General features: G+C 59.6%; 25 protein-coding genes. 16 read left to right on the top strand and 9 right to left on the bottom strand.

Annotated elements, in window-relative coordinates:
- The first annotated feature begins 242 nt into the window (after window positions 1-242).
- Genes ACA055_RS26005 through ACA055_RS25995 form a run of 3 tightly spaced genes read left to right on the top strand, consistent with a single transcriptional unit; the run spans window position 243 to window position 2,866 of the window.
- Window positions 243-1,229 (top strand): ABC transporter substrate-binding protein, encoded by a 987-nt coding sequence (locus ACA055_RS26005; RefSeq protein ID WP_497681199.1) that lies wholly within the window; start codon window positions 243-245, stop codon window positions 1,227-1,229.
- A 9-nt stretch (window positions 1,230-1,238) separates the two neighbouring features.
- Window positions 1,239-2,042, top strand: coding sequence for an ABC transporter permease (locus ACA055_RS26000; RefSeq protein ID WP_497681198.1), 804 nt, complete (start codon window positions 1,239-1,241; stop codon window positions 2,040-2,042).
- Window positions 2,030-2,866 (top strand): ABC transporter ATP-binding protein, encoded by an 837-nt coding sequence (locus ACA055_RS25995; protein WP_497681197.1) that lies wholly within the window; start codon window positions 2,030-2,032, stop codon window positions 2,864-2,866. The genes ACA055_RS26000 and ACA055_RS25995 overlap by 13 nt, the downstream gene beginning before the upstream one ends.
- Before the next feature lie 122 nt (window positions 2,867-2,988).
- On the opposite strand, the gene ACA055_RS25990 is transcribed toward ACA055_RS25995, so the two are convergent.
- Together ACA055_RS25990 and ACA055_RS25985 are read right to left on the bottom strand one after the other, a co-directional pair.
- The gene (locus ACA055_RS25990) at window positions 2,989-4,068 is read right to left on the bottom strand and encodes an endonuclease/exonuclease/phosphatase family protein (RefSeq protein WP_497681196.1); all 1,080 of its coding nucleotides are present in this window, start codon (window positions 4,066-4,068) and stop codon (window positions 2,989-2,991) included.
- Between the two features lie 74 nt (window positions 4,069-4,142).
- The gene (locus ACA055_RS25985; protein WP_497681195.1) at window positions 4,143-4,817 is read right to left on the bottom strand and encodes a YciC family protein; all 675 of its coding nucleotides are present in this window, start codon (window positions 4,815-4,817) and stop codon (window positions 4,143-4,145) included.
- Between the two features lie 178 nt (window positions 4,818-4,995).
- Here ACA055_RS25985 and ACA055_RS25980 point away from each other — a divergent pair, with 178 nt between their 5' ends.
- From ACA055_RS25980 to ACA055_RS25965, 4 genes are all read left to right on the top strand, one after another.
- The gene (locus ACA055_RS25980; protein ID WP_497681194.1) at window positions 4,996-5,745 is read left to right on the top strand and encodes a DUF2076 domain-containing protein; all 750 of its coding nucleotides are present in this window, start codon (window positions 4,996-4,998) and stop codon (window positions 5,743-5,745) included.
- Window positions 5,746-5,881: 136 nt separating this feature from the next.
- Window positions 5,882-6,361 carry a LabA-like NYN domain-containing protein gene (locus ACA055_RS25975; RefSeq protein WP_054052625.1) on the top strand — a complete coding sequence of 160 codons (480 nt, stop codon included), beginning with the start codon at window positions 5,882-5,884 and terminating at the stop codon, window positions 6,359-6,361.
- A 22-nt stretch (window positions 6,362-6,383) separates the two neighbouring features.
- On the top strand, window positions 6,384-6,995 hold the full coding sequence (locus ACA055_RS25970; protein ID WP_046048736.1) for a 3'-5' exonuclease: 612 nt from the start codon (window positions 6,384-6,386) through the stop codon (window positions 6,993-6,995).
- 464 nt (window positions 6,996-7,459) lie between these two features.
- Complete coding sequence (locus tag ACA055_RS25965) at window positions 7,460-7,984, top strand: BRO-N domain-containing protein (RefSeq protein WP_497681193.1); 525 nt, start codon at window positions 7,460-7,462, stop codon at window positions 7,982-7,984.
- A gap of 124 nt (window positions 7,985-8,108) precedes the next feature.
- On the opposite strand, the gene ACA055_RS25960 is transcribed toward ACA055_RS25965, so the two are convergent.
- A complete protein-coding gene (locus ACA055_RS25960; protein ID WP_497681192.1) occupies window positions 8,109-8,561 on the bottom strand; it encodes an Lrp/AsnC family transcriptional regulator in 453 nt (150 codons plus the stop codon).
- Window positions 8,562-8,723: 162 nt separating this feature from the next.
- On the opposite strand from ACA055_RS25960, the gene yedA reads away from it, so the two are divergent.
- Window positions 8,724-9,650: a drug/metabolite exporter YedA gene (gene yedA, locus ACA055_RS25955; protein WP_497681191.1), complete on the top strand. Its 927-nt coding sequence runs from the start codon at window positions 8,724-8,726 to the stop codon at window positions 9,648-9,650.
- A gap of 65 nt (window positions 9,651-9,715) precedes the next feature.
- A complete protein-coding gene (gene rhlE1 / locus ACA055_RS25950; protein WP_497681190.1) occupies window positions 9,716-11,050 on the top strand; it encodes an RNA helicase RhlE1 in 1,335 nt (444 codons plus the stop codon).
- A gap of 117 nt (window positions 11,051-11,167) precedes the next feature.
- On the opposite strand, the gene ACA055_RS25945 is transcribed toward rhlE1, so the two are convergent.
- Entirely contained in the window at window positions 11,168-12,409 is a 1,242-nt protein-coding gene (locus ACA055_RS25945; protein ID WP_497681189.1) for a TIGR03862 family flavoprotein, read from the bottom strand.
- 281 nt (window positions 12,410-12,690) lie between these two features.
- The gene (locus ACA055_RS25940) at window positions 12,691-13,611 is read right to left on the bottom strand and encodes a histone deacetylase family protein (RefSeq protein WP_033054220.1); all 921 of its coding nucleotides are present in this window, start codon (window positions 13,609-13,611) and stop codon (window positions 12,691-12,693) included.
- A gap of 84 nt (window positions 13,612-13,695) precedes the next feature.
- Here ACA055_RS25940 and ACA055_RS25935 point away from each other — a divergent pair, with 84 nt between their 5' ends.
- The 3 genes from ACA055_RS25935 (at window position 13,696) to ACA055_RS25925 (ending at window position 15,828) form a co-directional block, all read left to right on the top strand.
- Window positions 13,696-14,265, top strand: coding sequence for a GNAT family N-acetyltransferase (locus ACA055_RS25935; RefSeq protein WP_497684491.1), 570 nt, complete (start codon window positions 13,696-13,698; stop codon window positions 14,263-14,265).
- A 103-nt stretch (window positions 14,266-14,368) separates the two neighbouring features.
- Window positions 14,369-15,238, top strand: a complete 870-nt coding sequence (tesB, locus tag ACA055_RS25930) for an acyl-CoA thioesterase II (protein WP_497681188.1) — start codon at window positions 14,369-14,371, stop codon at window positions 15,236-15,238.
- A complete protein-coding gene (locus ACA055_RS25925; RefSeq protein ID WP_497681187.1) occupies window positions 15,235-15,828 on the top strand; it encodes an HAD family hydrolase in 594 nt (197 codons plus the stop codon). Before tesB ends, ACA055_RS25925 begins: the two co-directional genes overlap by 4 nt.
- A gap of 115 nt (window positions 15,829-15,943) precedes the next feature.
- Here ACA055_RS25925 and ACA055_RS25920 read toward each other — a convergent pair whose 3' ends face one another.
- Both ACA055_RS25920 and ypfJ read right to left on the bottom strand, forming a co-directional pair.
- Window positions 15,944-16,903: an alpha/beta fold hydrolase gene (locus ACA055_RS25920; protein WP_497681186.1), complete on the bottom strand. Its 960-nt coding sequence runs from the start codon at window positions 16,901-16,903 to the stop codon at window positions 15,944-15,946.
- Entirely contained in the window at window positions 16,904-17,791 is an 888-nt protein-coding gene (gene ypfJ, locus ACA055_RS25915; protein ID WP_497681185.1) for a KPN_02809 family neutral zinc metallopeptidase, read from the bottom strand.
- 273 nt (window positions 17,792-18,064) lie between these two features.
- On the opposite strand from ypfJ, the gene ACA055_RS25910 reads away from it, so the two are divergent.
- Entirely contained in the window at window positions 18,065-18,841 is a 777-nt protein-coding gene (locus ACA055_RS25910) for an IclR family transcriptional regulator (protein ID WP_497681184.1), read from the top strand.
- A 251-nt stretch (window positions 18,842-19,092) separates the two neighbouring features.
- A complete protein-coding gene (locus ACA055_RS25905) occupies window positions 19,093-19,971 on the top strand; it encodes a DMT family transporter (RefSeq protein WP_497681183.1) in 879 nt (292 codons plus the stop codon).
- Between the two features lie 46 nt (window positions 19,972-20,017).
- Here ACA055_RS25905 and ACA055_RS25900 read toward each other — a convergent pair whose 3' ends face one another.
- Window positions 20,018-21,352: an MFS transporter gene (locus ACA055_RS25900; protein WP_497681182.1), complete on the bottom strand. Its 1,335-nt coding sequence runs from the start codon at window positions 21,350-21,352 to the stop codon at window positions 20,018-20,020.
- A gap of 501 nt (window positions 21,353-21,853) precedes the next feature.
- Here ACA055_RS25900 and quiC point away from each other — a divergent pair.
- Together quiC and ACA055_RS25890 are read left to right on the top strand one after the other, a co-directional pair.
- Window positions 21,854-23,755, top strand: coding sequence for a 3-dehydroshikimate dehydratase QuiC (gene quiC / locus ACA055_RS25895; protein ID WP_497681181.1), 1,902 nt, complete (start codon window positions 21,854-21,856; stop codon window positions 23,753-23,755).
- A gap of 102 nt (window positions 23,756-23,857) precedes the next feature.
- Complete coding sequence (locus tag ACA055_RS25890) at window positions 23,858-24,535, top strand: TetR/AcrR family transcriptional regulator (protein WP_497681180.1); 678 nt, start codon at window positions 23,858-23,860, stop codon at window positions 24,533-24,535.
- A gap of 75 nt (window positions 24,536-24,610) precedes the next feature.
- Here the strand turns inward: ACA055_RS25890 and ACA055_RS25885 are convergent, their stop codons facing one another.
- The gene (locus ACA055_RS25885) at window positions 24,611-25,465 is read right to left on the bottom strand and encodes a shikimate dehydrogenase (RefSeq protein WP_497681179.1); all 855 of its coding nucleotides are present in this window, start codon (window positions 25,463-25,465) and stop codon (window positions 24,611-24,613) included.
- Between the last annotated feature and the right edge of the window lie 3 nt (window positions 25,466-25,468).

The following is a 25,468-nucleotide window of genomic DNA, read 5'->3' as shown; positions in this document are numbered from 1 at the left end:
CACCCCGTGCACCCCCGCCAACCCCGCCCTTTCGCAGTGCACGCTACCCAGTTTTTTCATCGCTCGCCTCGACATATTTCCTAATTTTCCTAATCCCGGCCTTGGGCCAACATCGACTTCGCCAGCAAGCCAAACGCTGCTCGCCGAAAGGTCCATCAGAGACCTCAGGTAGCCGCTCTTCTCCATGGCCGCTGGCCGTACTGCCCATGACAAAACTAAATCAACAGCTTTGGGAGTGCTCCATGATCAAGTCCTTGCTTACCCGTTTCGCTCATCCACTGGCGGTCACCGCCATCGCTGCGACGGTCGCCACCAGCGCCCAGGCCGGCACCTTGTCCATCGGCCATACCACGTGGGTCGGCTACGGCACGCTCTATCTGGCCAAGGATCTGGGCTACTTCAAGGAAAACGGTTTGACCGTCGAATTGCCCGTCGTCGAAGAGGCCGCGATGTACATGGCCGCCCAGGCGTCAGGCGAATTGTCAGGCTCGGCGTCGACCATCGACGAAATACTCAAATACCGTCCGCAATTCTGCTTCAAGGCTGTCGCCGCACTGGATGACAGCCATGGTGGCGACGGTGTTCTGGTCGGCAAGGACGTCAAGAGCCTGCAAGAGCTCAAGGGCAAAGCCGTGGCGGTGAACGAAGGTTCGACCTCGCAGTTCTGGCTGTCTTACTTGCTGAAAAAAAACGGCATGAGCATGAGTGACATCACCGTGCAGAACATGACGGCCGACGACGCCGCCACCGCGTTCATCGCCGGGCGTGTGCCGGCCGCCGTGACTTGGGAGCCGCATCTGTCGATGGTCCGCAACAAGCAACAAGGCAAGGTGCTGATCGACAGCAGCAGCACGCCGGGCGTGATCGTCGACGTGGTGGCGCTCAACTGCACCGTCATCGAAAAGCAGCCGGAGGACGTCAAGGCGTTGGTGGCCGGTCTGTACAAGGCGGTGCAGTACACCAAGGATCATCCGGAGGAAGCCTACAAAATCATGGCCAAGGGCGTCGGTGGTTACCTGGCCGATCCGAAGGAGTTGGCCGCCGCGGCCCAAGGCGTGCGGTTCTACGATCAGGCCATGAGCGAAAAACTGTTCGGCTCGCCGGGCAAGCCGGGCGATAGCGCGCCGCTGATCAAACTGGCCAACGAGACTGCCAGTGAATTGCAGGGCAAACCCTACAACGTCAGCAATGACGACCTGATCGACAACCGCTTCGTCAGCCCGCTCTAGGAGGTCCGCATGTTCAAGCGCAATTCGTGGCTGAGCCGCTGCATCACGCCCAAGACCGGCTTGCCGGTGGCGGTGATCTGGAGCGCCAGCGGCCTGGCCTGGGTGCTGTTGGTGGGCCTGTGGGCCGGGCTGTCTTATGGCGGTGTGGTGCCGGGCATGTTCCTGCCGACACCCGGCGCGGTGGTCGAGGCCGCCGTGCGCCTGAGCCGTGACGGCACTCTCGGGCAGCATGTGTGGGCCAGTGTCGAAGTGGTGATGGTCGGTTTCATCGTGTCGTCCCTGGTGGCCGTGCCGCTGGGGTTGCTGATGGGCAGCTTCCGCATCGTCCAGGCGTTCCTCGAGCCGATGGTCAACTTCATCCGCTACCTACCGGTGACCTCGTTCGTTCCGCTGTTCATTCTGTGGATCGGCATCGGTCTGGAACAGCGGGTCTCGGTGATCATCTTCGGGGTGTTTTTCCAGCAACTGGTGATGATCGCAGACGTGTCCAAAGGCATCTCCAAAGACCTGATCAACGCGTCTTACACCTTAGGCTCGAACCGCCGCGATGCAGTGTTGCATGTGATTGCCCCGGCGTCCTTGCCCGGTGTGCTCGACACCTTGCGCGTGACCATGGGCTGGGCCTGGACTTACCTGGTGGTCGCCGAGCTGGTCGCGGCTTCCAGCGGCCTGGGTTACCTGAGCCTCAAAGCCATGCGCGGCTTTCAGGTGGATGTGATTTTCCTGGCAATCGCGATCATCGGCCTGCTGGGCCTGGTCACCGATCAACTGTTCCGTTTCCTACGTCTGAGGATCGCCGCATGGGCTCAGTAACCGCTGCCAATCATAGTTTCGTCACGCCCCAGGCTGCCCCCGTGCACGCCGCGCCCCGCTTGCAAGTGGACAAGGTCGGCCTGCGTTATCAAAAGCCTGATGGCGGAATATTCACCGCGCTGGATCAGGTGTCCTTCGAAGTCCCGGATCAGCAGTTCGCCGTACTGGTGGGACCTTCGGGTTGCGGCAAGTCGAGCCTGCTGTACCTCACCGCCGGCCTGGCTGAACCCACCGAAGGCGAGATTTACGTCGGTGGCCAGCAAGTCCAGGGGCCGGGTGCGGATCGCGGCATGGTGTTCCAGAGCTATACGTTGTTCCCGTGGCTGACCGTGCGGCAGAACGTCGAGTTCGGTCTCAAGCGTCGCGGCATGCCGGCGGCGAAGCGCAAGGAGATCGTCGATTACTACGTCAATGAAGTCGGCCTGACCGGGTTCGCCGACAACTACGCCAAGCAGCTTTCCGGCGGCATGATGCAGCGTGTAGCGATTGCTCGCGCGTTGGCCAATGACCCGCAAATCCTGCTGATGGACGAACCTTTCGGCGCCCTCGACAGCCAGACTCGCCTGCAAATGCAGCAGCTGTTGTTGCGGGTCTGGGGCAACAGCAAAAAGACCGTGTTGTTCGTGACCCACGATATCGACGAGGCGATTCTGTTGGGCGATAGGGTTTACGTCATGGGCGCACGGCCGGGGCGGATCAAGCAGATTCTGGACGTGCCGATTGAACGCCCACGGACCCTGGACATGGTCATGGAGCGCTCGTTCATCGACATGAAGCGCAAGATTTTCGGATTGCTGCATGACGAGCTGGAGGAGGCGCATTGAAGGCGCCATCCATGTGGGAGCGGGCTTGCTCGCGAAGGCGGTGGGTCAGCCAACATCAATGTTGAATGATGAATCGCTTTCGCGAGCAAGCCCGCTCCCACAGGTTTGGTATTGAGTGAAGGTTAAGGCGCGGCCGGCAACAGGAACCGCGCAATCACCGGCAAGTGGTCGGAGATGCGCAAGGTGTCGTCCTGCCTCACCATCGCCTCGACCCGTTTGATCCGAGGGCTGTAGAACAGGTAGTCGACGGTCCGGTCCGGGCCGTTCAGCCCTGGATCGTTCGGGTAATGGGTCAGCCACCGCGCCCGGTCGATGCCACTGGCTTCGTTGTTGGTGGGGATCATCGGGTACTTGTCCCACAGCACGTGCAGTGCGCTGTCGGCGGAGTAGGGCGTGCGTTGCTCGTCGGGCAAACGTCGATATTGCCCCAGCGGCAACAGGTTGAAGTCACCCCCGATCAGCCACGGCGTGCCGCGGCTCTCGAATCTGTCGAGGACTTTGGTAATTGCGGTCACTTGGGCTTGCAGCGTTTCGTCGGGTGGGATCACGCGGTCCAGATGGGTGTTGAGCACTGCCATCTGGCCGCCATCGCTCAGCGGCAGATAACTCACCAGCAAGGCGTTTTTCGGTTTGAACTGACGACTGATGAAGTTGGCCGGTGCGACCGGCAATTGCTGGCGTTCGGCGTGGCCGATCCGGTAGCGACTGAGGGTTGCCAGTTGCCGGCCAACGCTGCCGAAGATGTGCGGTTCAGGTACGAAATCAGCCTTCCAGTCGAAGGCGTGGGCACTGCACGGGTAAAGGTCCGCGACCCGCTCCTGAAGTAATTTGAGCTGGTTCTGGTAATCGCTGGCCTTGGCACCCTCATTGAGTTCTTGCAGCAGAACCACGTCCGGTTGCTCGTCGCGAATCACCCGCGCCACTTCATCGAGGCTGAAAGCCATGTCTTCAGAGGTGGGTTTTTCGTCGTTGCCGGCGGCCAGGTCGTTCCAGAATACGTAGCGCTTGCCCGCCAGGAACTGGACGTTCCAGGTCATCACTTTGAGCGCCTGGCCAGGCACCAGCGTCGGCGCCTGAGCGTTGCAACTGACCGGCAGTGCTTCCTTGGCCTCGGGGCGCCAGGTCAGGTTGTAGATCAGCAAGGCCACCAGGCCGATCACAATCAACAGGCCCAGCAGGGTGTAGCGCAGTAGTCGGGTCATGGCTCGGCTTATAGCGTTACAAAAGTTGACCCGAGCATAACCGAGACCCGGGCCGAAGCCCACGGGTAGAGCGGTCAGAGCGGCCCGTCGATTTTCTCCGGTACATCGCTGATCAGCATGAACAAGCGGAACAGCACCACGCTGGTGAACAGTTGCAGGAAGCTGTGAGCGCTGTCGATCAGCAGCGAAATCACCGGGTTCTGCGGTTCAGGGTAGACCGTCAGGGTCGCACCCTTGAGCAGCCACAGCGGACCCATCACGCACAGAATGCACACCAGGATGCGCAGGAAATGGCCGCGGGTCAGGCGCAGGCTTTCCTTCATTGCTGCGAGCGGGGCCAAGCCGCGCAGCACCAGCAGGTATTCGCCGAAAGCGAGGGTCACCATCAGCCAGATGCCCGGCAGGAAATACAGCGACAGGCCGATCAGGATCAGCAAGGTATTGAGCGCGGTCAGCAAGGCAAAACGCGGCCACAGGGTTGCCGACATCGCCAGCAGGTCGCGGGTGCGCGGTGATTCACCACGGCTGCGGGCATCGAGAAACAGGATCAGTGCGCCGGTGTACAGCGGGTAAACCAGCAAGCCGACCATCACACTGATACCGGGAAAACTGTCCGGCTCCGTGGACTGGTCGACCACTTGCTGCAAAATCGCCTCGAAGATCACCAGCGGCAGGCACAGCTGGGCGATCTGGGCGAGATTGCGCTTGAAGAAATACAGAGAGTCACGCAGTACATCTAACGAATTCATCAGTCGATATCGCAGGTTGAAAGCAGTGGCCCACTTTAACCGATGAAACCCTTCGGGGCGCAAACGTAAACGTTCGGTAAAGGTCATTGAAACATCCTGTAGCAGCCTCCATTACTCGTGAGCACCTGATCCACAGTGGATGAGGGCGACGATATTCCCGGCAATCTACGAGGTCGCCATGAACAGCGAAGAACAAACCCTGATCGATGGACTGTTTTCCCGGCTGCAACAGGCCGAAACGGACTCAGCCCCGCGCGATGCCCAGGCCGAGGCGCGGATCAAGGAGCACCTGACTCGCCAACCCGCGGCAGGTTATTTCATGACCCAGGCGATTCTGGTGCAAGAGGCAGCGATCAAGAGCCTCGACGAACAGAACAAGCAACTGACCCGGCAAGTCCAGCAATTGCAGGCCGAACTGCAACAGGCCAAGGCGCAGACGACTGCTCCGGCACCGAGCGGTGGTGGCTTTTTGTCGAGTATCTTCGGTGGCGGTTCCCGGGACCCGCAGCCCGCCCCCACCCAGAGTGCACCTCCCTCCACCGGCGGCTGGCGTGAACCGGCACGGCCGTCGTTCAACGCGCAGCCACCACAGCAAAACTTCGGTGCCCCGCAGCAGAATTACGCCCCGCAACAGCAGGCTCCGGGCGCTGGTGGCAGTTTCCTGGGCGGTGCGCTGAAAACCGCCGCAGGGGTGGCCGGTGGTGTGATGCTGGCGCAAGGGATCAGCAGTCTGTTTCAGCACAATCAGCAACCTGAAGAAGTGGTCGAAGTCATCAAGGAAGAACCGGCGCCGGTCAATGATCAGGCTGACAACCAGCAGGTTGCCGATAACGATTCCTACAACAATGACCAGGGTGGTTTCACCGACGCCGACTACAGCGATGACAGTTCATCGTTCTTCGGCGGCGACGACGATTCCTTCGTCTGACACGCCATTCGTCCGGAGCGCTACGGCGCTTCGGGCCGATTATTCGCGGAACATTCCTTTGGGCTGGCATACTGGGCGACTTTTCGGGCCTGGTGCCTGATCCTGCCCGCGCTTCAGCGCGCCAAGAGGAACCCCGGTGAAAAAAATCGCAGTGTTCGCCGATGTCCAGAACCTCTATTACACCGTGCGTCAGGCCTATGGTTGCCACTTCAACTACGCCGCCCTGTGGGCTGACATCAGCAAACAGGGGGAGATCGTCGAGGCGTATGCCTATGCGATCGATCGTGGCGACAGCAAACAGCAGCAGTTCCAGCAAATCCTGCGCAACCTCGGCTTCATTGTGAAGCTCAAGCCCTACATCCAGCGCAGCGACGGCTCGGCCAAGGGCGACTGGGACGTGGGCATCACCCTCGACATCATGGACGCCGCCGATCATGTCGACGAAGTGGTGCTGGCCTCCGGGGATGGTGATTTCGACATGCTGCTGGAACGCATCATCAGTAAGCACGGGGTGCAAGCGGTGGCCTATGGCGTGCCGGGCCTGACGGCCAATTCGCTGATCCGCGCCGCCAGCCGCTACGTGCCGATCGAAGGCGCGTTGCTGCTCAAGAATTGATTTTTACGGAGTTGAAACAGGTTTGGAACGCATAGCAGTCATCGACTTTGAAACCACCGGGATCTCCCCGAGCAGCAGCTGCCGGGCCACGGAAATTGCCGTGGTGATCCTCGAACAGGGGCGCATCGTCGAGCGTTACCAGAGCCTGATGAACGCCGGCGTGCGCGTGCCGGCCTTCATCGAACAACTCACCGGCATCAGCAACGCCATGTTGCGCACCGCGCCGTCGGCCGAGCAAGTGATGAACGAAGTCAACGAATTCGTCGGCATCACACCGCTGCTGGCCCACAACGCAGCATTCGACCAAAAGTTCTGGGACTTTGAACTCGGACGCATCAAACGCACACGCTTGCAGAACTTTGCCTGCTCTTTGCTACTCGCCCGCCGTTTGATGCCCGCCGCGCCGAACCACAAACTCGGCACCCTCACCACGTTCGCCAACCTGCCTCACACCGGCAAGGCTCACCGGGCCATGGCCGATGCCGAGATGGCGGCCAACCTGACGGCGCATTTGGCGCAAGAGTTGCGACAGAAGCATGGGTTGCGCGAGTTGTCCCATGATTTGCTGGTCAGCCTGCAGAAAGTACCGGCGGCGAAGATCAACGAACACCTCAAGCGGCATCGCGGATTCTAAAAACACCGCCGTCCAAATGTGGGAGCGGGCTTGCTCGCGAATGCGGTGGGTCAGTCGACATTAATGTTGAATGACAAATCGCTTTCGCGGGCAAGCCCGCTCCCACAGGGTCGGTGTTCGATCTTGTTTATTGTGTTTAACCACGCCTCAAATTCGACGATCGATCCTACCGAACTTTAGGGATTGTCTGTCTTGCCCCTCATCTGGGGCATCGATAACCTCTGGGACGTCGCTGCCAATTCAGCGACCGGGTCTGCAAGCCCGCCGACAGTTTGTTATGAGACCACCGGCGCACCTATAATCGCGTCGCTTTAATGAGCGACCATCGATTTATGGTAGCTGTGTGCGGGAGACCTTCGGGTCTGCCGGGGTGGTCTCCTACTCGGTCTTGCAGACCCGCGCATAGCTGCCACCCATCATCTGCAAGTGATGCTGGCAGCTCCGACTTTCTCAGGAGATTCGCCATGATCAAAGTTACCCCCAATCCCCCTGAAGACTCTGCGCAATCAGTTGCGAGCGCAGCTCACTTCATCCCCAAAACATTCATCCGTCATCACATCCAGTTGCGCGCACTTTTACTGCATGCAGAACCCTGGTTCTGCGCCCGCGATATCGGCCGGTTAATGGGCGTGGATATAAACGGCCGACAAGCCCTCAAGCTCGACGCCGACCAGCGTCGGATGGTGTGTTTGTCCGGAAGCGACGAACCTCAAGAGACATTGATGCTGAGTGAGTCCGGCGTATACGCGATGCTGGTCTATCACTACTGCCCGGAGAACCGGAATCTGCGGCGTTGGCTGACCCATCACGTGGTGCCGATGTTGCGGGACGGTGGCGGGGTCGCTTCGAATCAGGCGCCAAGTCTGCGCTTGATGGAATGGGCGGGAGGAACGTTAAGCCTGCTGCATTGGCGGACAGAACCTTGGGTTCGTTTAAAAGATATGCCGTGTTTGTTGGGCGCGGGATATAGCGGCGTTCGCGGGTTCTGACAACACCGCAAATCCCCTGTGGGAGCGGGCTTGCTCGCGAAAGCGGTGGGTCAGTCGACATTAATGTTGAATGACAAATCGCTTTCGCGAGCAAGCCCGCTCCCACATTAGATCTGCTGCGGCATTAGATTGGCTTACCTTCCAGTTGCCCCAACGGCACGCGCTTCTCTATCGCGCTGGAGAGCACAATCGACGTCTTGCTGAACCCGAACTGGGCGACTCGGTTGATCAACTCTTCCAGCTCCGGCATCGAACCCACCGCCGCTTGCATGATCACGCATGGATCGCCAGTCACCCGATGGCACTCTGTCAGCTGTGGGATTTTGATCAGGTCGTCGTAGGCTTTCTGGTTGCCGTGCTGGTTCAGGCGCAATTCGATGACGCATTGGATCGGCAGGCCGATTTTGGACATGTCGACGGTCGCCTGGTAACCGGTGATCACCCCGCAAGCTTCGAGTTTGGCCACGCGTTCGGCCACGGCCGGGGCGGACAGGTTCACTTTGCGCGCCAGCTCAGCGTAGGACGCGCGACCGTTTTCCAACAGGGCGCTGAGCAGCATGCGGTCGTATTTGTCCATGGTCGTATTCCTGAAAAATGACTGACTTTCGAAAACACGGTTTATAGCGATTAACTCCGTGTTTTGAAAAGTGTACTGGCGCTATAAACAGGTTTTGTAACTTATTTTTCGCCATTGGCCTTTCTAGAATAGCTGTTCTTCAAACCTGTCTACGAGCTGCCCATGCCTGGCCTACGTCGTTTTCCCTTACCGTTGATCGCTGCCTTTTTCGCGTTGTATGTGATTTGGGGCTCGACCTATCTGGTGATTCGTATCGGCGTGGAGTACTGGCCGCCGTTGCTGCTCGCGGGTATCCGCTTCGTGATCGCCGGTTCGTTGATGTATGGCTTTCTGCGTTGGCGCGGGGCGCCGGCGCCGACCTGGGCGCAGTGGAAAGCGGCGGGGATCATCGGGATTTTGCTGCTCACGTGCGGTAACGGCGCGGTCAGTGTCGCGGAACACACGGGCGTGGCCTCCGGTGTCGCCGCGCTGGCGGTGGCGACGGTGCCGCTGTTTACCTTGCTCTGCGGATATTTCTGGGGCGCGCGTAATACCCGTCTCGAATGGGCGGGGATTGTGCTGGGGTTGATTGGTATCGCCATGTTGAATCTCGGCTCGAACCTGCAATCGAGCCCGCTGGGTGCCGCATTGCTGATATTCGCGGCGGCGGCCTGGGCCTTCGGTTCGGTGTGGAGCAAACACTTGCCGCTGCCCCAGGGCGCGATGGCCAGTGCCGTGGAAATGTTGGTGGGCGGGGTGGTGTTGCTCATCGCCAGCGCGGTGAGTGGCGAGCACCTGGAACGTCTGCCGCCGATCGAAGGCTGGGCAGCCCTGGCGTATCTGACCTTTTTCGGTTCGATCATCGCTTTCAATGCTTACATGTATCTGTTGAAAAACGTGCGTCCGGCGGCAGCGACCAGTTATGCCTACGTCAATCCGGCGGTGGCGGTGTTGCTGGGGATCGTGTTTGTCGGCGAGACCATTGGTATAGAGGAAGCGTTGGCCATGGCGGTGATCATCAGTGCCGTGGTGTTGATCGGATTGCCGCAATGGCGGCGGGCGCCTGTTCAGCCCGCTGTAGTCGTGCCGACAGAATCCCGTGTGAATTAGGGTAAACTGCGCGCCATTGCACACTCGTTTTGCACAACTGCGCTGAATTTTCCTACGGTAATCCCATGACTTTCGCCTCCCTTGGCCTGATCGAACCCTTGCTGCGCTCTCTTGAGACGCTCGGCTACCAGACCCCGACGCCGGTTCAGGCGCAAGCCATTCCGGCGGTGCTGGCCGGTCGTGACCTGATGGCCGCCGCCCAGACCGGCACCGGCAAGACCGCCGGTTTCGCGCTGCCGCTGCTGCAATTGCTGGCCATGGAAGGGCCGAAAGTCACCGCCAACTCGGTGCGCGCCCTGATCCTGGTGCCGACCCGCGAACTGGCCGAACAGGTTCACGAAGCCGTGCGTCAGTACGCTGAGAACCTGCCGTTGAGCACTTACGCGGTGTACGGCGGCGTCAGCATCAACCCGCAAATGATGAAGTTGCGCAAAGGCGTCGACCTGTTGGTGGCGACTCCTGGTCGTTTGCTCGACCTGTTCCGCCAAAACGCGTTGAAGTTCAACCAGCTGCAAACCTTGGTGCTGGACGAAGCTGATCGCATGCTCGACCTCGGCTTTTCCGAGGAGCTGGGGAACATTTACAAGGCTCTGCCAAAGAAACGTCAGACGCTGTTGTTCTCCGCGACCTTCTCCGATGCGATCCGCACCCTGGCTGGGCAAATGCTCAACGATCCATTGACCGTCGAAGTCAGCCCGCGCAACGTCGCTGCCAACACCGTCAAGCAATGGGTGGTGACGGTGGACAAGAAGCGCAAGCCGGAACTGTTCATCCATTTGCTGCGCAAGGGCAAGTGGAAGCAGGTGCTGGTGTTCGCCAAGACTCGTAATGGCGTGGACGCGCTGGTGGAAAAACTTCAGGGCCTGGGCATCAATGCTGATGGCATCCACGGTGACAAACCTCAGGCGACCCGTCAGCGTGCGCTGGATCGTTTCAAGCTCAGTGAAGTGCAGATTCTTGTAGCCACTGACGTCGCGGCCCGTGGTCTGGATATCGAAGATTTGCCGTTGGTGGTCAATTTCGACTTGCCGATCGTGGCTGAGGATTACATCCACCGCATCGGTCGTACCGGCCGTGCGGGTGCGAGCGGGCAGGCAATTTCCCTGGTGTGTGCCGATGAAGTGAATCTGCTGTCGGCCATCGAGACGTTGACCCGTCAGACATTGCCTCGCCAGATGGAACACGATTTCGAACCTGAGCATCGCGTACCGGATACCGATGCCAGCGGTCAGGTGGTCAAGAAGCCGAAAAAACCGAAGAAGCCCAAGACCTCCAGTGGCGGCAAGCGCAACCTGGGTAAGTGGGTGGAGAGCGGCGATGCGTCGGCGCCGGAACCTTCGATCAAGCCTGTGCGAAAAGTGCCGGTGTTTAACACTGGGCCGCGTAAGAAGAAGCCTTGATTAGATTCGGCGTCTGTTAGGCCGCCTTCGCGAGCAAGCCCGCTCCCACAGTTGATCTGAGTCGTATGAAGATCCAGTGTGGGAGCGGGCTTGCTCGCGAAGCGCGCACCTCGGTCTTCAACCCTTACGCTGTAACCACTCAACCATCCCCAACCCCGCCGCACGCCCGCTGGCGAAACACGCGGTCAGCAGATAGCCGCCCGTCGGTGCTTCCCAATCGAGCATTTCCCCCGCGCAGAACACGCCAGGCAGTTGCTTGAGCATCAAACGCTCATCCATCGACTCGAACATCACGCCACCGGCGCTGCTGATGGCTTCGTCCAGTGGACGGGTTTTCACCAAGGTCATCGGCAATGCCTTGATCGCGTTGGCCAGCAGTGCCGCATCGGCAAAACAATCGGCCGGCGTCAGCTCACGCAACAATGCTGCTTTGACCCCATCAATGCCGAGTTGACTGTGCAGGTGTTTGGCCATGGAGCGTGAACCGCGTGGCTTGCTCAGTGCAGCGTGAACCTTATCCACAGGCTTGCCCGGCAGCAGGTCCAGATGAACAGTCGCCGAGCCATGCAGGTTGATGGCTTCGCGAATCGGTGCCGACAGGGCGTAGATCAAGCTGCCTTCAATCCCCGTCGCTGTAATCACACATTCCCCGAGTCGAGGAACGTCGTCATTGAGGCCGATCGCGATATTTTTCAGCGGTGCGCCGGCGAATTTACTGACCATCAATTCGCTCCAGGCCTGCACCTCGAAGCCGCAATTGCTCGGTTGCAGCGGTGCGAGTCCTACACCGCGTTGCTCCAGTGGCAGCATCCAGGCGCCGTCCGAACCCAGGCGCGACCAACTGCCGCCGCCAAGGGCCAGCAATGTTGCGTCGGGCGTTACGGTTTTCTCACCCTCGGGACTTGATACTTTCAAACTGCCATCGGCATTCCAGCCAAGCCAACGGTGGCGGGTGTGGATAACTACACCCGCGTCTCGCAGTCGTTTGAGCCAGGCGCGTAATAGCGGGGCGGCTTTCATGTCGGTGGGAAACACCCGGCCGGAGCTACCGACAAAAGTTTCAATGCCCAGGTCATGAATCCATTGGCACAGTGCATCGGCGCCAAAGGCACGCAGCAGCGGCGCAATCTGCGGCGCCCGTTCGGCGTAGCGCGAAAGAAACGCCGGGTAGGCTTCGGAGTGGGTGATGTTCATGCCACCAACCCCGGCGAGCAGGAATTTTCGCCCCACTGAAGGCATGCCGTCGTACAGGTCGACTTTGATCCCAGCCTGGCTCAACACTTCAGCCGCCATCAATCCGGCGGGGCCGCCGCCGATGATGGCGATGTGAGAAGGGGGAGAGGTCGAAGGCTGGGTCATGGCGTGAGCTGCGGCGTGGCGGAATAAGCCGGGCATTCTACCAGCACAGATCCATGTGGGAGCGGGCTTGCCCGCGATAGCGAACTGTCAGCCAACAAAGATGTTGAATGTGCCGGCCTCATCGCGGGCAAGCCTGCTCCCATAGGGGTCGTGTGTGGATTTGAAAGCTGGTTAAAAAACAACCACCACTCTGTAGCCTATACGCGGTCTGGTCTGTAAGCCCTTTCACTCAGGTTATCCACAGGCGGTTCCACAGGCATTGTGGGTAAAGCATCCACAACTCAGTGACAACCTGATGACTGCCAAACCCGTTGGGCGCTGTGATGAAGGATTCCGTGACGTCGGGCCAGGGCCTTGCGGTCCTTGCTGTAGCCGCCGCCGATTACCCCGACCACCGGAATATCCCGGCCCAGGCAATGGCGCATCACGCTTTCATCACGAGCGGCGACGCCTTCGTCTGTCAGCTTCAGGTAACCGAGCGCGTCATCCTTGTGCACATCGACGCCGGCGTCATACAGCACCAGGTCCGGTTGGTAGAGCGGCAGCAGGTAGTTGAGCGCATCGTCCACCACCTTCAGGTAATCGGCATCGCCCATGCCCTTGGGCAAGGGTATATCCCAATCACTTTCGGCCTTGCGTGCAGGAAAATTCTTTTCGCAGTGAAGGGAAACAGTCACCGCCTCCGGGGTGTTGTGCAGGATTCGTGCAGTCCCGTCGCCTTGATGCACATCGCAGTCAAAGATCAGCACCCGATTCACACGACCACTTTCCAGCAGGAAATGGCTGATCACTGCCAGGTCATTGAAGATGCAGAACCCGGCGGGATGGTCGTAGTGCGCGTGATGAGTACCGCCCGCCAGATGGCAGGCCAAACCGTGTTCCAGCGCCTGCTCGGCCGCCAGCAACGAACCACCCACCGCCCGTACCGTGCGCCGTGCGAGCGCTTCGCTCCAGGGCAGACCGAGGCGCCGTTGGTCCTCGCGGGACAACTCGCCACCCATGTAGCGTTCGATATACGCAGGGTCATGAGCGAGGGCGAGAATCTCTGGCGGGCACAGGTCCGGGCGCAACAGGTCGGCGTCCCGGGTCAGGCCGCTGTCCACCAGGTGATCGCGCAGCAGGCGAAACTTGTCCATGGGGAAGCGGTGATCCGCCGGGAACTCGGGACTGTAGTCTTCGTGGTAGATCAGGGGCAGGGGCATGGCGGATTTATTAGGAAAGCTTGTAGGAATGAGTGAAGGATCCTACCAGCGATGTAGACTCGCAGCAGGGAAATGGAGGGGATGATGGAGCCGATACTGGAACTCGAGAGCGCGCGACTGCTGTTGCGGCAGTGGCGCGACGAGGATTTGCCGGAGTTTGCGGCAATGTGTGCCGATCCGCAGGTGATGCGATATTTTCCGGCGCCCTTGAGTCGGCTGGAAAGTGCTTCGCTGATCGGACGGATTCGTGGTCATTTTGCTGAACATGGCTTCGGTCTCTGGGCGCTGGAGCGCAAGGACACCGGCGCTTTTATCGGTTTTACCGGGCTCGGCGTGGTCGGTTTCGACGCACCGTTCACCCCGGCCATTGAAATCGGCTGGCGTCTGGCCCGCGAGCACTGGGGCCTGGGCTATGCCAGTGAAGCGGCGTGGACCGCTCTGCGTTGCGGGTTTGACCGGTTGGCGCTGAAAGAGGTCGTATCGTTCACTTCCGAAACCAACATGCTTTCCCAGAAAGTCATGCAGGCGATCGGCATGCACCATGACCCGGCGGAAGATTTCGAACACCCGAAGCTCGCGGTCGATCATCCCCTGCGTCACCATGTGCTGTACCGCATCACCCGTGAACAATGGCTGCAAACCTTGCATGGATAAGCTGGCGCGGACGTTTACAATGGCTCCATGGGCCCCGGCCAGAAACTGAATCGACCGCCGCAGCCAAGACTGCGCGGCATTGCTTTGTGTGAGGAGAGTCTGAATGAGCCAAGTGTTGGATGATCTGGTCGACCTGCTGACCCTGGAACCGATCGAAGAAAACCTGTTCCGTGGCCGCAGTCAGGACCTGGGTTTTCGCCAGTTGTTCGGCGGCCAGGTGCTCGGGCAGTCCCTGTCGGCGGCCAGTCAGACCGTCGAAGAAGCGCGCCATGTGCATTCGATGCACGGTTATTTTCTGCGTCCGGGCGATGCCGGGTTGCCGGTGGTGTATCAGGTTGATCGGGTCCGCGACGGCGGCAGTTTCAGCACGCGCCGGGTGACGGCGATCCAGAAGGGCAACCCGATCTTCACGTGCAGCGCGTCGTTTCAGTACGACGAAGAAGGCTTCCAGCACCAGACCGAGATGCCGACCGTGGTCGGCCCGGAAAACCTGCCGTCGGAACTGGACCTCACCCATCAGCGCGCGCACCTGATCCCCGAGCACATGCGTGAAAAACTGCTGTGCCCCAAACCGATCGAATTCCGACCGGTCACCGAGAAAGATCCCTACAACCCGCAACCGTCCGATCCGATCAAGTACGTCTGGTTTCGCGCCGATGGCGCCTTGGCCGACTCCCCGGCGCTGCATAAATACTTGCTGGCCTATGCCTCGGACTTCGGTTTGCTGACCACGTCGATGCAGCCCCATGGCAAATCGGTCTGGCAAAAAGACATGCAGGTCGCCAGCCTTGATCACGCGTTGTGGTTCCATGCTGACCTGCGCGCCGATGACTGGTTGCTGTACGCGATGGACAGTCCGTGGGCCGGCAATTCTCGCGGCTTCTCCCGTGGCAGCGTGTTCAACCGCGCCGGGCAACTGGTGGCTTCGGTCACTCAGGAAGGCCTGATCCGCCATCGCAAGGACTGGGCATGAGCCTGGCCGAGGTGCGGCACTGGGTGTTCGACATGGATGGCACCCTGACGGTGGCTGTGCATGATTTCGCGGCGATCCGCGAAGCCTTGGCGATCCCGGCCGAAGACGACATCCTGACCCACCTCGCCGCGCTGCCGGCCGATGAAGCCGCCGCCAAGCATGCGTGGTTGCTGGAACACGAACGAGATCTGGCGTTGGGTTCGAAACCGGCGCCGGGCGCGGTGGAGCTGGTACGTGAGTTGGCCGGGCGCGGTTATCGCCTCGGCATTCTCACGCGCAACGCTCGCGAACTGGCGCATGTCACGCTGGAGGCGATCGGCCTGGCCGACTGCTTCGCGGTGGAGGATGTGCTGGGTCGCGATGAAGCGCCGCCCAAACCACATCCGGGTGGTTTGCTGAAGCTGGCCGAGGCCTGGAGTGTTCCGGCGAGCGAGCTGGTGATGGTCGGTGATTACCGCTTTGATCTGGATTGCGGGCGGGCAGCGGGTGCGCGGACGATCCTGGTTAACCTGCCGGATAATCCCTGGCCGGAGTTGGCGGATTGGCATGCGGCGGATTGTGTTGAGCTGAGACGAATGCTGTTGGCTTGAGGGCCCCATCGCGGGCAAGCCCGCTCCCACAAGGTTTGTTGATCACAATACGTTGTCCACAAAACCTGTGGGAGCGGGCTTGCCCGCGATAGCGTCAGATCAGGCAATACAGAACTCACTGACCGAACAACACCTTCTGCCCCTCAGGCGATGTAAACATCCCATCCCCGTCATGCCCGACCCCGGGCACTTCGATCAGTTGCTGATTCAACCCTTGTGGCTGCAGCCGCTTCAGATAATTAAAATAATTGCGCCCGCGAGCCAGGCGATTCGCGCCCTGGGCTTTCGCCTCACAACGTTTATCCAGCGCCGGATGATTCGGGTCGGTGTCCTGCTGACCCAGTAGATAAATGACGTCACGCTTGAGGTAGTTTTCCTTCAACTGCGCGGGCGTTTGCCCCTCGGCGTAGGCGGGTAAATCGGCCAGTCCGTATTTCCAGCGGTTGAAGTCCGGACACCCGGCATGACTGAACGCCACGGGCCGGCGTTCATCGAAATACGCATAGGACGACGGATTGGCGATCACGTATCGCACCTGCACATCGGCAGCCTTGAGCTCTGGTTGATCGTGGCTCACCAAGGCGTATCGCTGAACCACTTGCGCCCCACCTGAGTGTCCGGCGATAACGATTTGCTTCACGTCCGGAAACTGTCGGCGATCGCCGATTCGGGCGATGATTTCGTCCAGCGCCTCGTAGGAACTCAGACGAAACGGACTTGTGGATAAGCCGCCAGCCATCCACTCATTGCCCTGCCAACGCAAAACAGTGTCGGCCACTGGATGCAGCGCGATGTCGTTTTCATTGAGAAACTGCGGGGCGATCACCAATGTGCTCGCGCTTTGCCCGGCCAGTTCGGTTGCGTGTTCACCGCTCTGAAGGTAAGTAGGTGCATTGCGCAATCGACCGTGGATGATGATTAACACCCGTTCGATTTTTGTCGGCGCCGTGCTGATGCTCACCGCAATCTCCCCCGATTTCAATAACAGGCGCCCGGAACTGAGTTCCTTGACCCCATGCTCGGCAGCCTGGGTATTTGCACAGATGATCAACAGAGCCAACAGCCACTTATTCATTTATAGATTTTTCGCCGCAAAGGTGTCGCACTGGCCAACCTGGCCTTGTGCGAATCCGGTTTTGAACCAGCGCACCCTTTGCGCCGACGTACCATGGGTAAACGAGTCCGGCACCACGCGACCCTGACCTTGCTGCTGCAAGCGGTCGTCGCCGATGGCGTTGGCGGCGTTCAAGGCTTCTTCGATATCGCCCGGTTCCAGCCAGTTCAGACGCTGCTGCGCATTGTTGGCCCAGACTCCGGCCAGGCAATCGGCCTGGAGTTCCTGGCGCACCAGCAAGCCATTGTCACCTTCCATTTGCCGACCCTGTTGGCGAGCGGCCTGAATTTTCGCTGAAACACCGAGCAAGGTCTGAACATGATGTCCGACTTCATGAGCGATCACGTAGGCCTGAGCGAAGTCGCCGGCGGCGGAGAAGCGTTGTGACATTTCCTGAAAGAAACTCATGTCCAGGTAGACCTTTTGGTCTGCCGGGCAATAGAACGGACCGGTCGCGGAGGTCGCCAGGCCACAAGCCGAGTTGACGCGGTTGCTGAACAGCACCAGGGTTGGGTCTTTATATTGGCGCCCAGCTTGCTGGAAGATTTGACCCCAGGTGTCTTCGGTATCGCCGAGAATCGAGCGCACGAATTCGGCGCCTTCATCAGTGGTCGGCGGCGCCTTGCGGGTTTGGTTTGAGGCCGGTGCCGATTGTTCACTCATCTGCCCGGTCAGTTCCCCGAGGATTTGCATCGGGTCCTGGCCGGTCATCCAGCCGATCCCGACGATCAGAATGATCGCCGTCAGACTCAAGCCTTTGCCACCACCAAAGCGCATCCCGCCGCCACCGCCGCCATCACCACGGGCATCGACCACGTTGTCACTGCGTCGGCCTTTTTTCCATAGCATGTGGGAATCCTCTGGTTATCCGTGGGATGAGTGTTGCTGGTGAGTGGGAGCGGCGCCAGTCCGGTCGTCCATCTTTCGTCGTGTACGCAAGGATTCGCGGCAAGCCGTTTGGGGGCCGGGAACATTCCAGACCTGTATTGAACGTGGACAACCCATCTAATTCCCCAGGCCACGGGTTTTTATCGAGTCGGCGAATGCCTGGCGCTCAGGTTCCAGATTTCGCATTCGGTCGGTTGTATTCTAGAATCGATCAAATTTAGCGTGGAACCCCCCATGGCCGGCAGTCAGATCGAACGTGTTTTCAGCGTGCTGGAAAGTCTCACCAGTGACCCTCGGGGGCTGCCGATGCAGACGCTGGCGGAGCAACTGGATATCCCCAAAAGCGCGACCCATCGCCTGCTCGCCGAGCTGATTCGGCTGGGTTACGTGCGGCAGAATCCGGAGAACCTGCGGTATCACCTGTCGACCAAACTGGTGGCGATGGGCTTTCGCTATTTGTCGGGCAGCGGCGCCGATATCGTTCAGCCGGTGCTTGATCGGCTGGCTCAGGAAACGGGTGAACTGGTGCGCCTCGGAGTCATCGAAGGGGAGCGACAAACCTGGATTGCCAAGTCCCAGGGCGCCCGTTCCGGTCTTCGTTACGACCCGGACATGGGCCGCGATGCACCGCTGTTTTATACCGCGTCGGGGCATGCGTGGCTGGCGTGCATGAGTGATGCCGAGGCCTTGTCGCTGGTGGAACGCCAGGGTGGCGATCGGCCGAAGGACTTGGGGCCGAATGCCCCGCGTTCCAACATTGAATTGCTTGAACGCCTGCGCCTGGCACGGGAGCAAGGTTATGCCTGGGTTGAGGAAAGTTCGGCGGTGGGAACGTCGGCGATTGCGGCGGTGGTGCGGCATCCGGGCGATGGCCGGGTGATCGGCGTACTCAGCATCGCCGGGCCGAGCGCACGGATGCCGGGGGCGCGGCTGCATGAGCTGGCGCCGTTGCTGTTGAAGTTTGCCGAGGAGTTGTCGGCGGCGAGTCTGGCGTCGGAGTTTTTTAGCTGAAGCCTGTGCTAATCCTTTGTGGGAGCGGGCTTGCTCGCGAAAGCGTTGTGTCGAGCAACATCAATGTCGACTGACCGATCGCTTTCGCGAGCAAGCCCGCTCCCACGTTTATCTCGGGGCTCCAGCAAAACCGGGCGTTATTCGAACACTTTTGGTCTTGGCGTATGTAAGATTCTGGAACCAGGTTCTAAATTGTTGGCGTGCCCGCGAAGTTATTTTGACTATTGACGCAGTACACAAGGGATTACCTAATGACCGTCAGCACCCCGCTTTCCGGTGTCAACCAGCCCTTCAAAGGGATCCTGCTGATCGTTGTCGCGACCTTTCTGTTTTCCAGCCACGACGCCTTGTCGAAATACCTTTCAGGGTTCTATCCGATTGTCATGGTGGTGTGGGCGCGGTACGTGGTTCATACCTTGCTGATGGCGGGGATTTTTCTGCCGCAATCGGGGCTGCGTGTCCTACGGTCCAAACGACCGTTGCTGCAATTGCTGCGGGCGTTGTGCTTATTGGGCACCAGTCTGTTTTTCACCACCGGCCTTCAGTACATCCCGTTGGCCGAAGCCACGGCGGTCAACTTTCTCGCGCCAGTGTTAGTGACCGCGTTATCGGTGCCGTTGCTGGGGGAGCGGGTGACACGGGGTCAGTGGATTGCGGTGATTTGTGGATTCATCGGTGTATTGATCATCGTCCATCCCGGCGGTGAATTGTTCACCCCGGCAATCTTGCTGCCGCTCTGTTCGGCGCTGTTTTTCTGCTTCTATCAGTTGCTGACCCGCAAGCTCAGTGAAATCGACAGCCCGACCACCAGCAACTTCTTCGCCGGCTTGTGCAACACCCTGGTGATGAGTGCACTGGTGCCGTTCTTCTGGCAGGTGCCGAGTCTGGGGCACGGTGCAATGATGCTGGCGCTGGGCGCGTGCGGGATGACGGCGCATCTATTTCTGACCCAAGCCTTTCGTCATGCGGCGCCGGCATTACTGGCGCCATTTGGCTACTGCCAGATTGTGTTTGCCGGTCTGCTGGGTTGGTTGGTGTTTTCTCACACGCCGACCCTCACCGCCCTGGTCGGGATCGCCGTGATTTGCTGTAGCGGCCTGGCGGCGGCCTGGCAACAAAGTCGTCGCTGAGAAGAGCGAGGCAGGCCTGGAATCAGGCCTGCCGGGTGAAGGGACATTAGTCGGTGACGGTAGGAATCTTGCGCGGTGCCATGAAGTACATCCAGATCAGCGCGATGAAGTACATCGCCGGAATCATCGTGAACAGCACGGTGTAGTTGTTGTTGGTGATTGTCAGAATGTGGCCGACCAACTGGGTCATGAACATCCCGCCAATCGCTGCGCACATCCCGCCGAAGCCGAATACCGTACTCATCATGTGCTTGGGCGTGTAGTCCATCACCAGGCTCCAGATGTTCGCGGTCCAGGCCTGGTGTGCACCGATGGCCAGGGAGATGGCGGCCACTGCAACCCACAGATTGCTGGAACCCGCGGCCATGATCACGCCGATGATGCAGCAGGCGAACAGGAACATGGACATCAGGCGCGCCTTGATCGGGTTGACCCCGCGACCGATCAGGAACGAGGACAGAATCCCGCCACCGACGCTGCCGAAGTCGGCGGTCAGGTAGATGATGATCAGCGGAATGCCCATCTGGGTCACGTTGATCCCCAGGTTGTATTGCTGATTGAGAAACGGCGGCAGCCAATAGAGGTAGAACCAGAACACCGGCGCGGTCAGCGAGTAGGCGAGGGCGAAGGCCCAGGTGCCACGCATGCGCAGGATTTTCGAGAACGGTACGCGGGATTGTTCCGGTTCAACTTCCTTCTGGATGTAGTCCAGTTCCGATTGTTTAACGCTCGGGTGATCTTCCGGGTTGAAGTACTTCAAACCCCAGAACACCAACCAGATTCCGCCCAGCGACGCCATGCACAGGAACGCAGCTTGCCAGCCCCACACGTGGAGGATCAGCGGCAGCAGCATCGGCGTGAACATCGCACCGACGTTGGTCCCGGCGTTGAAGATGCCAGTGGCCACGGCGCGTTCACCGGCGGGAAACCACAAACGGGTGGTTTTCACACAGGCCGGGTAGTTGGCGGCTTCGGTCAGACCAAGAATGAAGCGGCAAACCATGAATCCGACCGCCGAAGTGGCCAGGCCATGGGCACCGGTCGCCAGGCTCCAAAGCAGCACGGCGCAGAAGAACACGCGTTTCACGCCGACCCGATCGATCAACCGGCCTTGCAACACGAAGCCGATGGCGTAGCCGACCTGGAACCAGAAGTTGATATTGGCGTAGTCCATCGCCGTCCAGCTCATTTCCTTGGCCAGGATCGGCTGCATCACGCCCAGTGCGGCGCGGTCGATGTAGTTCAGGGTGGTGGCGAAAAACACCAGCGCCAGCATGCCCCAACGGGTTTTGCCGACGGCCATGGCGCCGCGGATCTTGTCGCCGATGCCGCCGGTGGTGCCTATGGCCGGAGCCATGCGTGAGCTTTGAGAAGGAATCATCTGTGCCATCCGTTCAATGACTGACAAGCGAAGCTCGTCGGGACTTCAAGGGCGCGTGATCAATCGGTGCGTTGTGCGCTGAAGGATTGATCGACTGATTTCGTCGGCTGACGGGTTATTCAGCGAGCGGCACGGAAGTGCCGGCGGTGCGCAAGGTTCGGATGGACGCCAGGCAAGGCGTAATGACGGTGGTTGCAGCGAGCAAGGCGTTGAATGAGCGCATGAGCGTTTACCCGTTTTTTGAAATTTTTATGTGGTGTTCAGGGTCTTTGGTAACCGGGACCGGTTGTTTAAGACCGGACCCAATGTGTTGTCGATGTTGCGCAGTGGACGAAAAATCGTCAATTCGCCAACGGCCATTGTGTTCGATAATCGCACGCAAAACTAACCGGGTAGTACACTTTAAATTGCTCAATAGGGAAGCCAGCTCAATAATCCGCTCATTCTTTTAAAAGCGGCGCAAATTCCCTGTAGCCGGAAGCCTCCACCGGGAGTCGAAATATGCAGCGTTCCATTGCCACCGTGTCCTTGAGCGGTACCCTGCCGGAAAAACTCGAAGCCATCGCCGCCGCCGGTTTTGACGGCGTAGAGATTTTCGAGAACGACCTTCTCTACTACGACGGCAGTCCGCGGGAAATTAAACAGATGTGCGCCGATCTCGGGATCGCTATCACACTGTTTCAACCGTTCCGGGATTTCGAAGGCTGCCGCCGCGACCGCCTGCCGCGTAACCTGGAGCGGGCCGAGCGCAAGTTCGACTTGATGCAGGAACTGGGCACCGATCTGGTGCTGGTGTGCAGCAATGCCTCGGCCGACTCCATCGGTGATGAACAAATCCTTGTCGACGACTTGCGCCTGCTGGCCGAACACGCCGGGGCTCGTGGTTTGCGGATCGGTTACGAAGCGCTGGCCTGGGGCCGGCACGTCAACACTTATCAACAGGTGTGGAACATCGTCCGGCAAGCGGATCATCCAAGTCTCGGCGTGTTGCTGGACAGCTTTCACACCCTGTCGCTCAAGGGCGATCCGAGCGCCATCGCGGAGATTCCCGGCGATAAGATCTTCTTTGTGCAAATGGCCGATGCGCCGATCCTGGCCATGGACGTGCTGGAGTGGAGCCGGCATTTTCGCTGCTTCCCGGGTCAGGGCGAATTCGATTTGCCGGGGTTCCTCGCGCCGATCATCAAGAGCGGCTACACCGGTCCGTTGTCGCTGGAGATCTTCAACGATGGCTTCCGCGCCGCACCGCCTCGCGCCAACGCCGCCGATGGTTTGCGTTCGTTGCTGTACCTGGAAGAGAAAACCCGCGAGCGTCTGGCGCAGGAAGCCAAGCCGTCGGCCACTGGCGATATTCTGTTCGAAACGCCCAAGGCCAGCGAATACAACGGCATCGAGTTTCTCGAATTCGCGGTGGACGAAAGCCTCGGCGCCAAGCTTTCCCATTGGCTGGAGCGGCTGGGTTTCGTCAAGGCTGGCCAGCATCGCTCCAAAAGCGTCAGCCTGCTGCGCCAAGGCGATATCAACCTGATCCTCAACTCTGAACCTTATTCGTTCGCCCACAGTTTTTTCGAAGCTCACGGTCCTTCACTGTGCGCCACGGCGGTGCGAGTCAAGGACAGCGCCAGTGCGCTGGCTCGGGCGGTGGCTTACAAAGGCCAGCCGTATCGCGGGCTGGTCGGCCCCAATGAACTGGAACTCGCCGCCGTTCGTGCGCCGGATGGCAGCCTGATTTACCTGGTGGACCAGGAGGCCGACGTCTACGGCACCGATTTCAACCTGCAATCGACGGCCGTGGTCAGTGGTGGCCTCAAGCGCATCGACCACATGGCCATGGCGTTGCCGGCCGACAGCCTCGACAGTTGGGTGCTGTTCTATAAAAGCCTGCTGGATTTCGAGGCCGACGACGAAGTGGTGCTACCCGATCCATACGGTTTGGTGAAGAGCCGAGCGTTGCGCAGCCGTTGCAGTTCGATTCGCTTGCCGCTGAACATTTCCGAGAACCGCAACACCGCCATCTCACACGCACTGTCGAGTTATCGCGGCTCTGGCGTGCATCACATCGCATTTGATTGCGACGACATCTTTGCCGAAGTCAGTCGCGCGAAAGAGGCGGGCGTGCCGCTGTTGGATATTCCGCTCAACTACTACGATGACCTGGCGGCGCGCTTCGATTTCGATGACGAATTCCTCAGCGAGCTGGCCTATTTCAACGTGCTGTATGACCGCGATGCCCAGGGCGGTGAGCTGTTCCACGTGTACACCGAGCCGTTCGAAGGGCGATTTTTCTTTGAAATCATCCAACGCAAGAATGGTTATGCCGGTTACGGCGCGGCCAATGTGGCGGTGCGATTGGCGGCGATGGCCAAATCGCGAAGTGGTGCCGTACGTCAGGCAAAGTTGTAGGAAAATCGTAAACACGAGGTTAATCCGCTGCCGCGCGGCTTCCTTCACTGTGCGGCGCGGCCCATAATCGCCAGCCTGTGCAGTGATGGCCGTGAGCCCGCAATGACGATGACTTCAGAACTCTCCATAACGCCTGACGAGCCAATCGTCGAGCCGCGCAAGAGTCGCAAGAACAACCCGGAAAAGACCCGCGAGAACATTCTTCAAGAGGCCATTGTAGAGTTCGTCCAGCAGGGGCTTTCCGGCGCCCGCGTCGATGCAATCGCCGAGCGCATCCACACCTCGAAACGCATGATCTATTACTACTTCGGCAGTAAGGAACAGCTCTACATCGAGGTGTTGGAGAAGCTCTACGGCGATATCCGCAGCACCGAAAACCGCCTGCACCTGGCCGAACTGGCGCCCGTGGAGGCGATTCGACGGTTGGTGGAATTCACCTTCGATCACCATGATCGCAACGTCGATTTCGTGCGCATCGTCAGCATCGAGAACATTCATAACGCCGAATATGTGAAGCGTTCCGATGCGATCAAAGCGATGAACAACACGATTCTTGACTCACTCGGCGTGATCCTGCGTCGCGGTGCCGAGGAAGGTGTATTCCGTGCGGGGCTTGAGCCGTTGGATGTGCACTTGCTGATCAGTTCGTTCTGCTTCTATCGCGTGTCGAACCGCCATACCTTCGGTGAGATTTTTCAGATCGACTTGCCGGACGAAGGCATCAAGCAGCGTCATCGAGAGATGATTTGCGAGTCGGTGTTGCGGTATTTGCAGGCCTGACGCATTCGCGAGCAAGCCCGCTCCCACAAGGACACTACAGATCCTGTGGGAGCGGGCTGCTCGCGAAGCTTTTTTTCAGCCATCCATGCTCTGAAAATGCGCCAGCATCCGCTGGGCATCCGGCACCACCCCGCTGAACAATTCAAACGCCTTCACCGCCTGAAACACCGCCATGTTGCCGCCATCCAGCGTCCGACAACCCAAGGCACGGGCGTTGCGCAGCAGTTCGGTTTCCAGCGGGAAGTAAACAATCTCTGCTACCCACAACTCGGCACGCAGCAACTCCACCGGCACCGGCATGCCCGGCAGTTTTTTCATGCCCATGGGCGTGGTGTTCACCAGGCCATCAGCCTCGGCCAATGTGCTCGTCAAGTCATGACCGGCAACGGCCCGGCCGAAGCCAAAATGCTGGTTGAGGTTGTTCGCCAACGCTTGGGCACGGCTGTTATCCACATCGAAAATGCTCAGCAGCTGTACGCCTTCGCTCAATAACGCGTGGGCCACCGCCGCACCTGCACCACCTGCGCCCATCTGGACGACGCGCTCAAGGGCCGCGCCCTTCAAGCCACGGCGAAAACCTTCGGCAAACCCCAGGCAATCGGTGTTGTGGCCTATGCGTTTGCCGTCCTTCAGCACCACCGTGTTCACCGCGCCGATGCCGCGGGCTTCCGGCGACAATTCGTCGAGCAGCGGGATGATCGTCTGTTTGCACGGGAAGGTGATGTTCAGGCCGGTGAAGTTCATGCGTTCGGCGGCCATCAACAAGTCGGGCAGGGCGCTGCTGTCGAGTTTCAACTGGTCCAGGTCGATTAAGCGATAGAGGTAACGCACCCCCTGAGCATCGCCTTCGTGCTCGTGCAGCGCCGGGGTGCGGGAAGCCTGGATGCCGGCGCCGATCAGCCCGGCCAAAACCACGGTGTTCTGGGTCATGGC

The organism is Pseudomonas sp. LBUM1657, assembly GCF_059716075.1.
Note: the sequence above shows the minus strand (reverse complement) of the source record. Positions and strands in the feature narration are given on the sequence as shown.

What these genes read in the sequence shown, in the direction of transcription:
- ypfJ (WP_497681185.1), bottom strand. Translation starts at nt 17,791, where the DNA reads ATGCTATGGAAAAAAGGCCGACGCAGTGACAACGTGGTCGATGCCCGT.
- ACA055_RS25925 (WP_497681187.1), top strand. Translation starts at nt 15,235, where the DNA reads ATGAGCCTGGCCGAGGTGCGGCACTGGGTGTTCGACATGGATGGCACC.
- ACA055_RS25965 (WP_497681193.1), top strand. Translation starts at nt 7,460, where the DNA reads ATGATCAAAGTTACCCCCAATCCCCCTGAAGACTCTGCGCAATCAGTT.
- ACA055_RS25910 (WP_497681184.1), top strand. Translation starts at nt 18,065, where the DNA reads ATGGCCGGCAGTCAGATCGAACGTGTTTTCAGCGTGCTGGAAAGTCTC.
- rhlE1 (WP_497681190.1), top strand. Translation starts at nt 9,716, where the DNA reads ATGACTTTCGCCTCCCTTGGCCTGATCGAACCCTTGCTGCGCTCTCTT.
- ACA055_RS25935 (WP_497684491.1), top strand. Translation starts at nt 13,696, where the DNA reads ATGGAGCCGATACTGGAACTCGAGAGCGCGCGACTGCTGTTGCGGCAG.
- ACA055_RS25985 (WP_497681195.1), bottom strand. Translation starts at nt 4,817, where the DNA reads ATGAATTCGTTAGATGTACTGCGTGACTCTCTGTATTTCTTCAAGCGC.
- ACA055_RS25980 (WP_497681194.1), top strand. Translation starts at nt 4,996, where the DNA reads ATGAACAGCGAAGAACAAACCCTGATCGATGGACTGTTTTCCCGGCTG.
- yedA (WP_497681191.1), top strand. Translation starts at nt 8,724, where the DNA reads ATGCCTGGCCTACGTCGTTTTCCCTTACCGTTGATCGCTGCCTTTTTC.
- tesB (WP_497681188.1), top strand. Translation starts at nt 14,369, where the DNA reads ATGAGCCAAGTGTTGGATGATCTGGTCGACCTGCTGACCCTGGAACCG.
- ACA055_RS25885 (WP_497681179.1), bottom strand. Translation starts at nt 25,465, where the DNA reads ATGACCCAGAACACCGTGGTTTTGGCCGGGCTGATCGGCGCCGGCATC.
- ACA055_RS25905 (WP_497681183.1), top strand. Translation starts at nt 19,093, where the DNA reads ATGACCGTCAGCACCCCGCTTTCCGGTGTCAACCAGCCCTTCAAAGGG.
- ACA055_RS26000 (WP_497681198.1), top strand. Translation starts at nt 1,239, where the DNA reads ATGTTCAAGCGCAATTCGTGGCTGAGCCGCTGCATCACGCCCAAGACC.
- ACA055_RS26005 (WP_497681199.1), top strand. Translation starts at nt 243, where the DNA reads ATGATCAAGTCCTTGCTTACCCGTTTCGCTCATCCACTGGCGGTCACC.
- ACA055_RS25945 (WP_497681189.1), bottom strand. Translation starts at nt 12,409, where the DNA reads ATGACCCAGCCTTCGACCTCTCCCCCTTCTCACATCGCCATCATCGGC.
- ACA055_RS25900 (WP_497681182.1), bottom strand. Translation starts at nt 21,352, where the DNA reads ATGATTCCTTCTCAAAGCTCACGCATGGCTCCGGCCATAGGCACCACC.
- ACA055_RS25960 (WP_497681192.1), bottom strand. Translation starts at nt 8,561, where the DNA reads ATGGACAAATACGACCGCATGCTGCTCAGCGCCCTGTTGGAAAACGGT.
- ACA055_RS25890 (WP_497681180.1), top strand. Translation starts at nt 23,858, where the DNA reads ATGACGATGACTTCAGAACTCTCCATAACGCCTGACGAGCCAATCGTC.
- ACA055_RS25995 (WP_497681197.1), top strand. Translation starts at nt 2,030, where the DNA reads ATGGGCTCAGTAACCGCTGCCAATCATAGTTTCGTCACGCCCCAGGCT.
- ACA055_RS25990 (WP_497681196.1), bottom strand. Translation starts at nt 4,068, where the DNA reads ATGACCCGACTACTGCGCTACACCCTGCTGGGCCTGTTGATTGTGATC.
- ACA055_RS25920 (WP_497681186.1), bottom strand. Translation starts at nt 16,903, where the DNA reads ATGAATAAGTGGCTGTTGGCTCTGTTGATCATCTGTGCAAATACCCAG.
- ACA055_RS25940 (WP_033054220.1), bottom strand. Translation starts at nt 13,611, where the DNA reads ATGCCCCTGCCCCTGATCTACCACGAAGACTACAGTCCCGAGTTCCCG.
- quiC (WP_497681181.1), top strand. Translation starts at nt 21,854, where the DNA reads ATGCAGCGTTCCATTGCCACCGTGTCCTTGAGCGGTACCCTGCCGGAA.